General features: G+C 65.5%; 13 protein-coding genes. 8 read left to right on the forward strand and 5 right to left on the reverse strand.

Features of this window, described 5'->3' with window-relative positions; genetic code table 11:
• Positions 1-66 precede the first annotated feature (66 nt).
• Complete coding sequence (locus AB4Y36_RS09820; RefSeq protein ID WP_368682859.1) at positions 67-1,368, forward strand: YihY family inner membrane protein; 1,302 nt, start codon at positions 67-69, stop codon at positions 1,366-1,368.
• A gap of 46 nt (positions 1,369-1,414) precedes the next feature.
• On the opposite strand, the gene AB4Y36_RS09825 is transcribed toward AB4Y36_RS09820, so the two are convergent.
• The 3 genes from AB4Y36_RS09825 to AB4Y36_RS09835 all read right to left on the reverse strand — a co-directional run bounded on the left by AB4Y36_RS09825 (position 1,415) and on the right by AB4Y36_RS09835 (position 4,013).
• Positions 1,415-1,735 carry an Mpo1-like protein gene (locus AB4Y36_RS09825; protein WP_069268656.1) on the reverse strand — a complete coding sequence of 107 codons (321 nt, stop codon included), beginning with the start codon at positions 1,733-1,735 and terminating at the stop codon, positions 1,415-1,417.
• 95 nt (positions 1,736-1,830) lie between these two features.
• Positions 1,831-2,670: an alpha/beta hydrolase gene (locus AB4Y36_RS09830; RefSeq protein WP_368682860.1), complete on the reverse strand. Its 840-nt coding sequence runs from the start codon at positions 2,668-2,670 to the stop codon at positions 1,831-1,833.
• On the reverse strand, positions 2,667-4,013 hold the full coding sequence (locus AB4Y36_RS09835; protein ID WP_342945950.1) for an O-acetylhomoserine aminocarboxypropyltransferase: 1,347 nt from the start codon (positions 4,011-4,013) through the stop codon (positions 2,667-2,669). Before AB4Y36_RS09835 ends, AB4Y36_RS09830 begins: the two co-directional genes overlap by 4 nt.
• A gap of 293 nt (positions 4,014-4,306) precedes the next feature.
• Between AB4Y36_RS09835 and AB4Y36_RS09840 the strand changes: the two genes are divergently transcribed.
• The 3 genes from AB4Y36_RS09840 (at position 4,307) to aroC (ending at position 8,108) form a co-directional block, all read left to right on the forward strand.
• Positions 4,307-4,762, forward strand: a complete 456-nt coding sequence (locus AB4Y36_RS09840; protein ID WP_069268653.1) for a CBS domain-containing protein — start codon at positions 4,307-4,309, stop codon at positions 4,760-4,762.
• A gap of 101 nt (positions 4,763-4,863) precedes the next feature.
• A complete protein-coding gene (locus tag AB4Y36_RS09845; protein WP_368682861.1) occupies positions 4,864-6,849 on the forward strand; it encodes an MFS transporter in 1,986 nt (661 codons plus the stop codon).
• A 158-nt stretch (positions 6,850-7,007) separates the two neighbouring features.
• Positions 7,008-8,108 carry a chorismate synthase gene (gene aroC, locus AB4Y36_RS09850; RefSeq protein WP_368682862.1) on the forward strand — a complete coding sequence of 367 codons (1,101 nt, stop codon included), beginning with the start codon at positions 7,008-7,010 and terminating at the stop codon, positions 8,106-8,108.
• Between the two features lie 95 nt (positions 8,109-8,203).
• Here aroC and AB4Y36_RS09855 read toward each other — a convergent pair whose 3' ends face one another.
• Entirely contained in the window at positions 8,204-9,877 is a 1,674-nt protein-coding gene (locus AB4Y36_RS09855) for an electron transfer flavoprotein-ubiquinone oxidoreductase (RefSeq protein ID WP_368682863.1), read from the reverse strand.
• 176 nt (positions 9,878-10,053) lie between these two features.
• Here AB4Y36_RS09855 and AB4Y36_RS09860 point away from each other — a divergent pair, with 176 nt between their 5' ends.
• Together AB4Y36_RS09860 and AB4Y36_RS09865 are read left to right on the forward strand one after the other, a co-directional pair.
• Positions 10,054-10,833 carry an SDR family oxidoreductase gene (locus tag AB4Y36_RS09860; protein WP_028204260.1) on the forward strand — a complete coding sequence of 260 codons (780 nt, stop codon included), beginning with the start codon at positions 10,054-10,056 and terminating at the stop codon, positions 10,831-10,833.
• 64 nt (positions 10,834-10,897) lie between these two features.
• Positions 10,898-11,338 (forward strand): thioesterase family protein, encoded by a 441-nt coding sequence (locus AB4Y36_RS09865; protein WP_069268196.1) that lies wholly within the window; start codon positions 10,898-10,900, stop codon positions 11,336-11,338.
• Positions 11,339-11,385: 47 nt separating this feature from the next.
• Here AB4Y36_RS09865 and AB4Y36_RS09870 read toward each other — a convergent pair whose 3' ends face one another.
• Positions 11,386-11,958: a LuxR C-terminal-related transcriptional regulator gene (locus tag AB4Y36_RS09870; protein WP_069268195.1), complete on the reverse strand. Its 573-nt coding sequence runs from the start codon at positions 11,956-11,958 to the stop codon at positions 11,386-11,388.
• A gap of 257 nt (positions 11,959-12,215) precedes the next feature.
• On the opposite strand from AB4Y36_RS09870, the gene AB4Y36_RS09875 reads away from it, so the two are divergent.
• Positions 12,216-12,935: a CoA transferase subunit A gene (locus AB4Y36_RS09875; protein ID WP_069268194.1), complete on the forward strand. Its 720-nt coding sequence runs from the start codon at positions 12,216-12,218 to the stop codon at positions 12,933-12,935.
• A gap of 15 nt (positions 12,936-12,950) precedes the next feature.
• A complete protein-coding gene (locus tag AB4Y36_RS09880; protein ID WP_069268193.1) occupies positions 12,951-13,592 on the forward strand; it encodes a CoA transferase subunit B in 642 nt (213 codons plus the stop codon).
• The last annotated feature ends 96 nt before the right edge of the window (positions 13,593-13,688 follow it).

The following is a 13,688-nucleotide window of genomic DNA, read 5'->3' on the forward strand; positions in this document are numbered from 1 at the left end:
GGCAAAAAAACGGCGTCAAGAAAGCGCGGCAATCAACGTGTTCACGGTGGCGAGGAAAGCAGGCCAATGGATGTGCTGTCGAGGGTGAAGATCGATCTGGACATCGTGAAGCGCCTCGCGCGTTTCGCGGCGCGGCGCAGTCGCGAAGATCGCATTGCGCAGGTCGCGGGCAGCCTCACCTTCACCACGCTGCTCTCGCTCGTGCCGCTCGCCACGGTCGCGTTTGCGCTTTTCACCGCGTTCCCGATCTTCGCTTCGTTCCAGAACTCGCTGCAGGCCTTTCTCGCCGATCACCTCATGCCGGCGCAGATCAACAGCCAGATCTTCAAGTACCTGAACCAGTTCGCCTCGAAGGCCAAGGGCCTCACGACGATGGGCATGATCGTGCTCTTCGTCACCTCGGTCATGACGATGATGACCGTGGAGTCGGCCTTCAATCTGATCTGGCGTGTGCGCAAGGCGCGCCCGTTCGCGCAGCGCGTGCTCGTCTACTGGGCCATTCTCACGCTCGGGCCGATCCTGATCGGCGTGAGCCTGTCGATCTCCTCGTACGTGTTCACGCGTTCGGCCGTGATCGCGACCGAGCAGCACGTTTCGGGCATCCTCGACTGGATGCTGATCGGCGCCTCGCTGCCGCTGACGTCGCTCGCGTTCACGATGCTCTATGTGTATCTGCCGAACTGCCGCGTGCAGTGGCGCGACGCATTGGTTGGCGGCATCGCAGCGGCGATCGCATTCGAGGCGGCCAAGCGTGGCTTTGGTTACTACGTGCGGCGTATTCCGACTTATACGGCTGTTTATGGCGCCTTCGCGGCCGCGCCGATGTTCCTGCTATGGATGTACCTGAGCTGGTTCATCACGCTCGTGGGCGCGATGATCACCTCCGCTTTGCCCGAAATCCGCACCGGGCGCTTCGACCGGCCGCGCTTTCCGGGCAGCGATCTGCTCGACGCGCTCGAACTGCTCGCGGGTCTCGCCGATGCGCGGGAAGCGGGCGAGCCGGGCCGCACGACCGAGCAGCTCGCGCAGCTGCTGCGGCGCGACCTGGCCACGGTCAGGCGACTGATCGACGGCCTCGAAGAGGACGAACTCGTGGGGCGTCTCGAGCAGGAGGAGCGTGCGAAAACGCTGTTCCTGCTGATCGGCAATCCTGCGCGCATTTCGGTGACGCGCATCTTCGACCGCTTTGCGATCGATCGCGAGGAACTGGCGTATCAGCTCAAGTCGAGCAGTATCGACGCGCACCTGCTGCTGGGTGCGCTCGACAACGACAAGCTCGCGATTTCACTCGCGTCGCTGCTCGCGACGCGGCGTCTCCCGGCGCTCACGGAGGAGCATCCGCCAGTGCTCCCGCATCCGGCGGCATGACGAGGCGGCGCGCCCATGACAGGCGCGCCGTCGCATCAAATTCGAATCAAAGGGAAATCTTGCCGCGGCAGATATCCGCGAACATGACCCAGTCGCCCATCAAGCTGTAGATGGGGTGACGGAAGGTGGCCGGGCGGTTCTTCTCGAACTTGAAATGGCCGACCCACGCGAAGCCGTAGCCGCACACGACGGCAAGCGGCAACCAGAGCCAGTTGCCGGTGGCGATCGCCATGCAGACGAAGCCGATCACGCCAAGCGAGCCGATGAAATGCAGCCGCCGCGACATGAGATTGCTGTGCTCGCTCAGGTAAAACGGATAGAACTGCGCGAAGCTCGAAAAGTGCTCGGTATGCGTGGTGGGTTGCATCGTCTCCTCCTTTCTGCGCGGGTACGCAGGGGATGGTTGATTGAGCCATTCTGCGGCGTTCCGAACGACCGTGCAACCCGGGCAAGTCACAGCCGTCAGCCGTTGCCCACGCGCGGTGTTTGTTGCGTTGCAAAACCGTAGAGCGCATCGAGCGTCGCATCGGGCTGCTCCGTCATCAGCGCGTGGCCGGCGTCCAGCGTGACCGTGTCCACGGGCGTGCCCGCTTGGGCGAGGGCGTCGGCGAGGGCGCGCGCAGCGCGCGGGGGCGTCATCGCATCGCGTTTGCCGACGATCAGGCGCACCGGGCAGCGGACTTTCGCGGCGCTGGCGAGGCCGTCCGCATAGGCATTGCACGCCGCGAAATCGGTATGAAAAAGCTGCGGCTCGCCGCGCGCGGAGACGCGCTCCATGAGCCGCTGGTTCATGCCGCGCAGCCAGAAGCCGGGCCCCGGGCTCGACGGCTTGGCGGCGAGCGTCGAGTGCGACCACGCGTTGACGAGCGCGATCGCCTCCGGCTCACGCTCGCGCGCGGCTTCGAGCAGGGTAGGCGCGACCGTCATCGGGAACGCGGTGGCGAGCAGGGCGATGCGCTGCGCGCGTTCGGGATGGCGTGCCGCGAATTCGAGCGCGATGAGCGAGCCCATGCTATGGCCGGCGACGAAGGCCTGCGGGGCGTTCAGCGCGTCGAGCAGTGCGGCGAGCCAGTCGGCGAGCGCGCCGATGCTCGTGAGCGCCGGACCCGCGCTGCGCAGATGGCCGGGCAGATCGACGGCCAGCGCATTGAAACCGTGGTTGGCGAAATAGCGCGATTGCAGCGCCCAGACGCTGTGGTCGTGCTGCGCGCCGTGGACGAACACCGCGAACGGCAGCGCGTGGTCGATCGCGTGCGAGGCCGTGTAGACATAGACCGGTTTGCCGGCGACATCGACGATCATGACGCCTCCTTGCCGGCGGACTTGCCTTTCGATGCGTCCACTTTTTGCGACGCCTTCAGTGCGCGCTTGAGGTCATCGACCAGGTCGGCAGGGTCTTCGAGCCCGATCGAGAGCCGGATCGTGCCCTCCGCGATGCCGGCGGCGGCCAGTGCCGCGGCGTCCATGCGGAAATGCGTGGTCGAGGCGGGGTGGATCACGAGTGAGCGCGCGTCGCCGACGTTGGCCAGATGCGAGAACAGGGTGAGCGCTTCGATGAAGCGCTTGCCCGCCGCGCGGCCGCCGCGCAGATTGAAGCTGAACACCGCGCCCGCGCCACGCGGCAGCAGGCGCTTCGCCAGCGCGTAATCGGGATGGCTCGGCAGTTCCGGCCACGCGACCGATTCGACCGCCTCGTGCGCGGCGAGATATTCGACGATGCGCCGCGCGTTCGCCACATGCCGCTCCATGCGCAGCGGCAGCGTTTCGATGCCTTGCAGCAATTGCCACGCGGCCTGCGGATGCAGGCACGCGCCGAAGTCGCGCAGGCCCTCGCGCCGCGCGCGCAGCAAGAAGGGCGCGACCGTGCTTTCCTCGCTGAACACCATGTCGTGAAAGCCCGCATAGGGTTCGGTGAGTTCGGGAAAGCGGCCCGACGCTTCGAAGTCGAACGTTCCGCCATCGACCAGCACGCCGCCGATCGTCGTGCCATGGCCGCCGAGGAACTTGGTGGCCGAGTGATAGACGAGATCGGCGCCGTGCTCGAAGGGGCGCAGCAGGTAAGGCGTGGTGAACGTCGAATCGACGAGGAGCGGCACGCCATGGGCGTGCGCGATCTGCGCGACGGCTTCGATGTCGAGCACGTCGAGGCCCGGGTTGCCGAGCGTTTCGCCGAACAGCAGGCGCGTATTGGGCCGCAGCGCCGCGCGCCAGGCGTCGAGGTCGCCGGGCTTCACGAAGGTCGTTTCGATGCCGAAGCGCTTGAGCGTGTAGTGCAGCAGGTTGTGCGAGCCGCCGTAAAGCGCCGCCGAGGCGACGATGTGCGAGCCCGCGCCCATCAACGTCGCGATCGCGAGATGCAGCGCCGCCTGGCCGCTCGCGGTGCCGATCGCGCCCGCGCCGCCTTCGAGCGCGGCGACGCGCTCTTCGAACACGGCGACGGTCGGGTTCGAGATGCGCGAATACACATGGCCCGCACGCTCCATGTTGAAGAGCGCGGCGGCGTGGTCGGTGTCGCGAAACGAGAACGAGGTGGTGAGGTAGATCGGCGTCGCGCGGGCGCCGGTGGCGGGGTCGGGCGCCGCGCCCGCATGCAGCGCGAGCGTGTCGAAGCGGCTATCGGGATTGGATGCGGGATTCGATGACATCGTGGCGGCGCGCCGGCGCGAACCGGCCTGGTATCGAGATGAAGGGCATCGTAACACCGGCGGCGGGGCGCGGGGACGCCCGGCCGGGCGTTTTTCGGGCCTGATGGGGCGCGCCCCGTGTGGCCGTTTTCGCGCCGGAAAACCCCTCGCTACGGCTTTCGACAGACGTTTCGGTACGCCGCGGAGGGCCCGCCGCGCGGCTTTCCTTTTAACAATCTTTCCGCTAGGATCGAATCAGGTAGGCATCTTTTCAGCATTTCCCCCATTACTAGCGGCATTCCTGGAGACACATCATGCGTGTCAGCGACATCCTCAAGGTGAAGGGCAATACGCTCTACACCGTCACGCCCGACACTGCGCTGAACGAGGCAGTCAACACCATGGCCGAGCACGATATCGGCTCGCTCGTCGTCATGGAGTACGGCGATCTGGTCGGCATGCTCACGTTCCGCGAGATCATCCTCACGCTGCGCGCAAACGGCGGCAGCGTCGGCACCACGACGATCCGCAAGGTCATGGACGATCATCCCATCACCTGCACGCCGGAGACCGAGGTCGACGAAGTGCGCCGCATGATGCTCGAGCACCACGTACGCTACCTGCCGGTCATGGAAAGCCGCTCGCTCATGGGCGTGATCTCGTTCTACGACGTGGCGAAGGCCGTGGTCGAAGCGCAGGGCTTCGAAAACAAGCTGCTCAAGGCGTATATTCGCGACTGGCCCGAAGAGGAGCGTCAGCCGGCGCGCTGAGCGCAGCCCTTTCGCCCGATTGATCAGTATGGAAAAGCGCGCGTCAGGCGCGCTTTTTCGCGTCTGGGCCCCATGAATTCCGTCAGTGCGATTCCTGTTCGATGAACGATAGACCGATGCCCGCAGCGCAGCGCGACAAACGCAAAGCGCACCATGAGGGTGACCACGCTTCGCAGTTCGCGCTGCTGCGCCAGCGTCGTTTCGCCCCGTTTTTCTGGACGCAGTTCCTCGGGGCGATGAACGACAACGTCTTCAAGATCGGCTTCACCTCGCTCGTCACCTATCAGGCCGCGCGCTTTTCCGGCGTCGATCCGAAGACGGTCGCGTTCCTCATCTCGGCCATTTTCATCCTGCCGTTCGTGCTATTTTCCGCGACCTCGGGCCAGGTCGCCGACAAGTACGACAAGGCGATGCTCACGCGCTGGGTCAAGACCTTCGAGATCGCGGTCATGCTGATCGGCGCGGCCGGCTTCTGGATGCACAGCGCGCCGCTGCTGTACGCGTGCACTTTCCTGATGGGCGTGCATTCCACCGTGTTCGGGCCGGTCAAGTACGCGTACCTCCCGCAGCGCCTTGCGCCCGATGAACTGGTTGGCGGCAACGGGCTCGTCGAGATGGGCACGTTCGTCGCGATTTTGCTCGGCACGATCGTCGGGGGCGTGGCGGCGGGTATCGGCGCGATGGATCCCGCGTCGGCGCATGCGGACCTGGGGCCGCCCCTTGGTGCATGGTGGCTCGGCGGCATGTGCATTGTCATCGCGCTCGTGGGGCGCGTGGCGTCGGCCTTCGTGCCGCCGTGCGAGCCGTCGCAGCCGGACCTGCGCATCAACTGGAATCCGGTTTCCGAAACCTGGCGCAACCTGCGCCTCGCGCACGGCAACCGCACCGTGTTCCTGAGCCTGCTCGGCATCTCGTGGCTCTGGTTCGTGGGTGCAACGTTTCTCGCCTCGTTCTTCAATTTCGCGAAGGACGTGATGTCGGCCGACCCCGACGTCGTGACCGTGCTGCTCGCCATGTTTTCACTCGGCATCGGCTCGGGGTCGCTGCTCTGCGACCGGCTCTCGCGGCGGCGCATCGAGGTGGGCCTCGTGCCGCTCGGCTCGATCGGCATGAGCGTGTTCGGCATCGATCTCTTCTTTGCGAGCCACGCGTTGCCTCCCGCGTCCCATCTGCTTTCGGTGGGCGAATTCCTGCGCATCGCCGCGCATTGGCGCGTGCTCGCCGACCTGTTCCTGCTCGCCATGTTCGGCGGCTTCTACAGCGTGCCGCTCTACGCGCTGATCCAGAGCCGCAGCGCGCCCAGCCACCGCGCGCGCATCATCGCCGCGAACAACATCCTCAATTCGCTCTTCATGATCGTCTCGGCGCTCATGGCGATGGCGCTCACATCCGCAGGCGTCGGCATTCCCGGCATCTTTCTGACCACGGCGCTGCTCAATATCGTCGTGGCGGCCTATATCTACACGCTCGTGCCCGAGTTCCTGCTGCGCTTCGTGGCGTGGGTGCTCGTACATACGGTCTACCGCGTGCGGCTCGTGCATACCGAACGCATACCGGCCGAGGGCGCGGCCGTGCTCGTCTGCAATCACGTGAGCTATGTCGATGCGATCGTCATCATGGCCGAGAGCCCGCGCCCGATCCGCTTCGTGATGGATCAGCAGATCTTCCGCTCGCCGTTCGTCGGCTGGGTGTTCCGCCACGCCAAGGCCATTCCGATTGCGCCCGCGCACGAGGACCCGAATGCGCTCGCCGCTGCCTACGACGCGTGCGCGGCCGCGCTGGCCGAGGGCGACCTCGTCTGCATTTTTCCCGAGGGCAAGCTCACCCGCACCGGGGAGATGAACCCGTTTCGCCACGGCGTGAGCGAAATCTTGCGGCGCTCGCCCGTGCCGGTCGTGCCGATGGCGCTGCGCGGGCTGTGGGGCAGTGCGTTTTCGCGCTTCGCGGGGTCCGGCCAGGAGCGGCCGCTGCGACGCGGTCTGACGAGCCGTTTGACGCTCGCGGTGGGCGAGCCGATCGCGGCGGCGGACGCTACGCTTGAGCGCTTGCAGGAGACGGTGACGGAACTGCGCGGCGCGCGGCGCTGACGCCGGGCCATGCGGCGCGGCGCGCACGCGTCGCCCAACCGGCGTCGCGCCGCCGCTTCTCACCCGGCGCTCGCCCGACAGGCCGACCGCCCGGTCGGGCGTCGCCGCGCGCGGGCTGGCATAATATTGGATTCCCCGATTCACTTTGGACGACCGCCATGTCCGGCAACACGCTCGGTACGCTTTTCACCGTCACCACCTTCGGCGAATCCCACGGCCCGGCCATTGGCTGCGTCATCGACGGCTGCCCGCCCGGCATGGCGCTCACCGAAGCCGACATCCAGATCGACCTGGACCGCCGCCGCCCCGGCACGTCGCGTCACGTGACGCAGCGCCAGGAAGAGGACAAGGTCGAGATTCTCTCGGGCGTGTTCGAAGGGCTCACCACGGGCACGCCCATCGCGCTCCTGATCCGTAATACCGACCAGCGCAGCAAGGACTACGGCAACATCGTCGAGACCTTCCGTCCCGGTCATGCCGACTACACCTACTGGCAGAAGTACGGCATTCGCGATTACCGCGGCGGCGGCCGCTCGTCGGCGCGCCTCACGGCGCCCACTGTCGCGGCGGGGGCGGTGGCGAAGAAGTGGCTGCGCGAGCGCTTCGGCGTGGAAATTCGCGGCTACATGCGCGCGCTTGGCGAGATCGACGTGCCGTTCGTGAGCTGGGAGCACGTGCACGAGAACCCGTTTTTCGTGCCGAACGCCGACGTCGTGCCGCAGCTCGAGGACTACATGGATGCGTTGCGCAAGGACGGCGACTCGATCGGTGCGCGCGTGAACGTGGTGGCGAGCGGGGTGCCGGTAGGCTGGGGCGAGCCGCTTTTCGACCGGCTCGATGCCGACATTGCGCACGCCATGATGGGCATCAACGCGGTGAAGGGCGTGGAGATCGGCGCGGGCTTCGCGAGCGTCGCACAGCGCGGCTCGGTGCACGGTGACGAACTCACGCCCAACGGGTTCCACGGTAATCACGCCGGCGGCGTGCTCGGCGGTATTTCGACGGGGCAGGACATTACCGTCTCGATCGCCATCAAGCCGACCTCGAGCATCCGCACGCCGCGGCGCTCGATCGACAAGGCGGGCGATCCCGCAACGGTCGAGACCTTCGGGCGCCACGACCCGTGTGTGGGCATTCGCGCGACGCCGATCGCCGAAGCCATGCTCGCGCTCGTGCTGATCGATCACGCAATGCGCCACCGCGCGCAGAATGCCGACGTCGTCGTGACGACGCCGAAGATCGCGGCCAGCGACGAGTGATGCCGATCGCTGCGACGTGAGCCGCACGCGTTGCGCAGGCAACAAAAAGCCGCTTCAGGCTCACACCTGAAGCGGCTTTTTTTCGCCTGTCGGACTTACATGTTCGGATAGTTCGGCCCGCCGCCGCCTTCGGGCGTGACCCACACGATGTTCTGCGTCGGGTCCTTGATGTCGCAGGTCTTGCAATGCACGCAGTTCTGCGCGTTGATCTGCAGGCGGTCGCTGCCGTCGTCGTTCTTCATGAACTCGTACACCGCGGCCGGGCAGAAGCGCGCTTCGGGGCCCGCGTAGGTGCGCAGGTTCACGTTCACGGGCACGCTCGCGTCCTTGAGCGTGAGGTGCGCGGGCTGGTTCTCTTCGTGGTTCGTGTTCGAGATGAACACCGAAGACAGACGATCGAACGTGAGCTTGCCATCGGGCTTCGGATACTCGATCGGCTTGCACTGCGATGCGGGCTTGAGCATCTCGTGGTCGCGATGCTGGTGATGCAGCGTCCACGGCACGTTGCCGCCCAGCAGCTTCTGCTCGATGCCCACCATCAGCGTGCCCAGGTACAGGCCCTTGCTCATCCACTGCTTGAAGTTGCGCGCCTTGTACAGTTCCGTGTGGAGCCACGACTGCTTGAACGCTGCCGGGTAAGCCGCGAGTTCATCGCTCTGGCGGCCTGCCTGCACGGCTTCGAACGCCGCATCGGCGGCCAGCATGCCGGTCTTGATCGCCGCGTGGCTGCCCTTGATGCGCGAGGCGTTCAGGAAGCCCGCGTCGTCGCCCACGAGCGCGCCGCCCGGGAACACGAGCTTGGGCAGCGACATCAGGCCGCCTGCCGTGATCGCGCGCGCGCCGTACGAGACGCGCTTGCCGCCTTCGAGGTACTTGCGGATTTCCGGGTGCGTCTTGTAGCGCTGGAATTCCTCGAACGGCGAGAGATACGGGTTCTGGTACGCAAGACCGACGACAAAGCCCACCATCACCTGGTTGTTGTCGATGTGGTACAGGAACGAGCCGCCGTACGTGTCCGACTCGAGCGGCCAGCCGGCGGTGTGGATCACGAGGCCGGGCTGGTGCTTCGAAGGATCGATCTCCCACAGTTCCTTGATGCCGATGCCGTAGACCTGCGGGTCCGAGTCCTTGCCCAGCTTGAACTTCTCGTTCAGTTGACGGCCCAGATGCCCGCGGCAGCCTTCGCAGAACAGCGTGTACTTCGCGTGCAGCTCCATGCCGAGCTGGAAGTTTTCGGTGGGCTCGCCGTCCTTGCCCACACCCATGTTGCCGGTGGCAACGCCCTTGACCGAGCCGTCGTCGTTGTAGAGCACTTCGGCAGCCGGAAAGCCGGGGAAGATTTCCACGCCCAGGGCTTCGGCCTGCTGGCCCAGCCAGCGCGTGACGTTCGCGAGGCTGATGACGTAGTTGCCGTGGTTCTTGAAGTTGTCGGGCAGCGCCCAGTTCGGCACAGCCTTAGCCCCCGTTTCGGAAAGAAAAAGGAACTTGTCCTCGGTCACGGGCACGTTCAGCGGTGCGCCTTGCTCTTTCCAGTCCGGCATCAGCTCGTTCAGGGCGCGCGGGTCCATGACCGCACCCGAGAGGATATGCGCCCCGATTTCCGAGCCTTTCTCCAGCACGCAGACGCCGATTTCAGCGCCTTTCTCCGCGGCCAGCTGCTTCAGGCGGATCGCAGCAGACAGCCCGGCGGGGCCGCCACCGACGATCACCACGTCGTATTCCATCGACTCGCGTGGGCCGTATTGCTCTAAAAGACTTGCGGGGGTCATCAATGCTCCTCTTGCCATTAGAATGCTTTTTTCGGGATCGTATTGTCGGGTAACGTTCCCCGTGCCGCAACCCAACAGGCTAACATTAGCACGACCGTTCTATTCTGTGGCGTCAGATTTGGCGGGCCGACCCCGCCGCGTTCTGGCGCCTATTTACCTCTGAACAGGAACCGGAAATGGGCCGTTCGATCAATCTGGAAGGCAAGGTCGCGATGATCACGGGGGCCTCCAGCGGGCTCGGCAAGCGCTTCGCCCAGGTGCTCTCGCAGGCGGGCGCAAAGGTCGTGCTGGCGAGTCGCCGCGTGGAGCGGCTCAAGGAGCTGCGCGCCGAAATCGAGGCGAGCGGGGGCGCCGCGCACGTCGTCTCGCTCGACGTGACCGACTACCAGAGCATTCGCTCGGCGGTCGCGCACGCGGAAACCGAGGCGGGGACCATCGACATCCTCGTCAACAACTCGGGCGTCTCCACGACGCAAAAGCTCGCCGACGTCACGCCCGCCGACTTCGAATACGTGTTCGATACCAACACGCGTGGCGCCTTTTTCGTGGCCCAGGAAGTGGCCAAACGGATGATCATGCGCGGCAACGGCGGCGGCCCGAAGCCGGCCTACCGCATCATCAATATCGCTTCGGTCGCGGGTCTGCGTGTGCTGCCGCAAATCGGCCTGTACGCGATCAGCAAGGCCGCCGTCGTCCACATGACGAAGGCGATGGCGCTCGAGTGGGGCCGCCACGGCATCAACGTGAACGCGATCTGCCCGGGCTACATCGACACGGAGATCAACCACCACCACTGGTCGACCGAGCAGGGGCAAAAGCTCGTTTCGATGCTGCCGCGCCACCGCGTCGGCAAACCCGAAGACCTGGACGGCCTGCTGCTGCTGCTCGCCGCCGACGAGTCGTCGTTCATCAACGGTTCGATCATCACCGCCGACGACGGCTTCGGGCTCACCTGAACTGAGGCGAGTCCGGCCGGCGCCCGGCATTCTGTTTTCCGCAACAACACGAAGTTGAAGTGCAATGAGTGACTACCACCCCGTATTTGAAATGACCATGCCGATCCGTTGGGGCGACATGGATGCGTTCGGCCATGTGAACAACACGGTCTATTTCCGCTACATGGAGCAGGTGCGCATTTCCTGGTTCGAGCATCTTGGCGTGGCCTCCGAGAGCGGCGACGGACAGGGCCCCGTGATCGTCAATGCTTCGATGGAATTTCTCAAGCAACTGCATTACCCCGGCGACATCGTCTGCACGATGACGGTCGGCCAGCCCGGCCGCAGCAGCTTCGACACCGGTTTCGAACTGCGCCGCGCCGACGAGCCGGACACGCTCTACGCACGCGGGAACGCGCGCTGTGTGTGGATCGACTACGCGGCAGGCAAATCGGTGCCGATTCCCGATATGTTGCGCGCCACCATCGAGCATGCCGGACTGGTGAAGTCCGACCGGATAGGCTGAGCGCCCCGATGTCGCGCGCTGCCCCGCAGTGCGCGGCCCTGGCGTCCTTACTGGCCGAGCAGCCGCTGCAGCAGCTCGGTGGCGTTGCCGGTGTCGTACTTGCGCATGAGGCGCGCGCGATAGACATCCACGGTGCGCGGGCTGATATCGAGCACGCGCCCGATCTGCTTGCTGGTCTTGCCCGTAACGAGCTGCGCGGCGATCTCGCGCTCGCGCGGCGTGAGCTCGATGGCCACGCGGCGCGTCGCGCTCAGGTCTTCAAACGTCCAGACGCCCGCCGCGTGCGGCTCGGCGCGATCGAGCGAGCGCCCCGTGACGTGGCACCAGAAGAGTTCGCCGTTGGCGCGCTTCATGATGCGGTCGTCGGCATAGCTGCCTTGCGCCGTCATGATCGGCGGGATGCGTGCGCCAATGCGCTCGAACTCGTCCGCGGAAGGGTAGAGCACCTGGAACGACTGGCCGATCAGCGCCTCGCGTACGCAGCAGAAGATTGCGGCGACCTGGTCGTTGCAGTCGACGATGGTGCGCTCGCGCGCCAGTACGAGGCCGATGGGCGCGAGATGGAACGCGGTCTGGTAGTCGAGCGCGGAGCGTTCGACGGATTGGGTGGGAGCAGCCATGGCGGACGGTGCGGGTATTGCTTTATGTAGTTTTGCGTATTGTGCCGCAACAGGGGGCCAGCGTACGCTTTGCACCCATCGGAGGGGCAGTTTTCCAGGCTCGCGCGGCTCGTTTGGGCCCGTGCGCACGGCCCGGCCGGGCTGCCGGCTTCACGGCAGCGCCGCCGGGGCATGACTAGAATTGAACATCCGGACGCGCCAGACGTCCGCGCGACAAACCGGATTGGCGGATTTCCATTCGAGGAAGGGACACACTGATGAACAAGGTCTATAAAAGCGCGGCTGCCGCGCTCGAGGGCATCGTCAAGGACGGCCAGACATTCGCGGTTGGCGGTTTTGGGCTGTGCGGCATTCCCGAAGCCCTGATCGCCGCACTGCGCGATACGGGCGTGAAGGGCATCACCTGCATCAGCAACAACGCAGGCGTGGACGGCTTCGGCCTCGGCCTGCTGCTGGAGACGCGCCAGATCAAGAAAATGATCTCCTCCTACGTGGGCGAGAACAAGGAATTCGAGCGCCAGTATCTGTCGGGCGAACTCGAACTCGAATTCACGCCGCAAGGCACGCTGGCTGAAAAGCTGCGCGCGGGCGGCGCCGGCATCCCGGCGTTCTTCACGAATACCGGCTTCGGCACGCTGATCGCCGAAGGCAAGGAAACGCGCCAGTTCGGCGACAAGCACTACGTGCTCGAGCATTCGCTCACGGCAGACGTCGCGCTCGTGAAGGCGTGGAAGGCCGACAAGTCGGGCAACCTGGTGTTCCGCCGCACGGCGCGCAACTTCAACCCGATGTGCGCGATGGCGGGCAAGATCACCGTGGCGGAAGTGGAAGAGATCGTCGAGAACGGCGCACTCGATCCGGACGCCGTTCATACGCCGGGCATCTTCGTGCAGCGCATCGTGCTCAACGCGCACCCGGAAAAGCGCATCGAACAACGCACCGTGCGCGCCGCAGCTGGCAAACCCGCGGGCAACTGAGGAAGGAGACCGACCATGGCTTGGAATCGTGACGAAATGGCCGCGCGCGCGGCGAAGGAACTGCAGGACGGCTTCTACGTGAACCTCGGCATCGGGCTGCCCACGCTCGTGGCCAACCATGTACCCGCGGGCATGGAAGTGTGGCTGCAGTCGGAAAACGGCCTGCTCGGCATCGGCCCGTTCCCGACCGAAGACGAAGTGGACGCCGACATGATCAACGCCGGCAAACAGACCGTGACAACGCTGGCGGGCTCGTCGATTTTCTCGTCCGCGGACTCGTTCGCGATGATTCGCGGCGGCCACATCAACCTGGCGATCCTCGGCGCGATGCAGGTGAGCGAGAAGGGCGACCTGGCCAACTGGATGATCCCCGGCAAGATGATCAAGGGTATGGGCGGCGCGATGGATCTCGTGGCGGGCGTTGGCCGCGTGGTCGTGCTGATGGAGCACGTTGCGAAGGGCGACCAGCACAAGATCCTCGAGGCCTGCACCTTGCCGCTGACGGGCGTGGGCGTGGTCGATCTCATCATCACCGACCTCGGCGTGATGGAAGTGAGCGATGCGGGTCTGAAGGTGACCGAACTCGCACCGGGTGTCACGATCGACGAGATCAAGGCGAAGACCGGCGCGCCGCTCGACGTGAGCGCCGTGGGCTGAACGTCGTCGCGTAAGCACGATTGGCGGCGGGCGAGACTTCGGTCTCGCCCGTTTCGTTTTTGCGCATGGCTTGCGCACGGTCCGCGTGCGGCTTGA

This window comes from Paraburkholderia sp. BR10936, assembly GCF_040965735.1.
GTDB lineage: Bacteria > Pseudomonadota > Gammaproteobacteria > Burkholderiales > Burkholderiaceae > Paraburkholderia > Paraburkholderia nodosa_A.

What these genes read in the sequence shown, in the direction of transcription:
- AB4Y36_RS09820 (WP_368682859.1), top strand. Translation starts at nt 67, where the DNA reads ATGGATGTGCTGTCGAGGGTGAAGATCGATCTGGACATCGTGAAGCGC.
- AB4Y36_RS09825 (WP_069268656.1), bottom strand. Translation starts at nt 1,735, where the DNA reads ATGCAACCCACCACGCATACCGAGCACTTTTCGAGCTTCGCGCAGTTC.
- AB4Y36_RS09830 (WP_368682860.1), bottom strand. Translation starts at nt 2,670, where the DNA reads ATGATCGTCGATGTCGCCGGCAAACCGGTCTATGTCTACACGGCCTCG.
- AB4Y36_RS09835 (WP_342945950.1), bottom strand. Translation starts at nt 4,013, where the DNA reads ATGTCATCGAATCCCGCATCCAATCCCGATAGCCGCTTCGACACGCTC.
- AB4Y36_RS09840 (WP_069268653.1), top strand. Translation starts at nt 4,307, where the DNA reads ATGCGTGTCAGCGACATCCTCAAGGTGAAGGGCAATACGCTCTACACC.
- AB4Y36_RS09845 (WP_368682861.1), top strand. Translation starts at nt 4,864, where the DNA reads ATGAACGATAGACCGATGCCCGCAGCGCAGCGCGACAAACGCAAAGCG.
- aroC (WP_368682862.1), top strand. Translation starts at nt 7,008, where the DNA reads ATGTCCGGCAACACGCTCGGTACGCTTTTCACCGTCACCACCTTCGGC.
- AB4Y36_RS09855 (WP_368682863.1), bottom strand. Translation starts at nt 9,877, where the DNA reads ATGACCCCCGCAAGTCTTTTAGAGCAATACGGCCCACGCGAGTCGATG.
- AB4Y36_RS09860 (WP_028204260.1), top strand. Translation starts at nt 10,054, where the DNA reads ATGGGCCGTTCGATCAATCTGGAAGGCAAGGTCGCGATGATCACGGGG.
- AB4Y36_RS09865 (WP_069268196.1), top strand. Translation starts at nt 10,898, where the DNA reads ATGAGTGACTACCACCCCGTATTTGAAATGACCATGCCGATCCGTTGG.
- AB4Y36_RS09870 (WP_069268195.1), bottom strand. Translation starts at nt 11,958, where the DNA reads ATGGCTGCTCCCACCCAATCCGTCGAACGCTCCGCGCTCGACTACCAG.
- AB4Y36_RS09875 (WP_069268194.1), top strand. Translation starts at nt 12,216, where the DNA reads ATGAACAAGGTCTATAAAAGCGCGGCTGCCGCGCTCGAGGGCATCGTC.
- AB4Y36_RS09880 (WP_069268193.1), top strand. Translation starts at nt 12,951, where the DNA reads ATGGCTTGGAATCGTGACGAAATGGCCGCGCGCGCGGCGAAGGAACTG.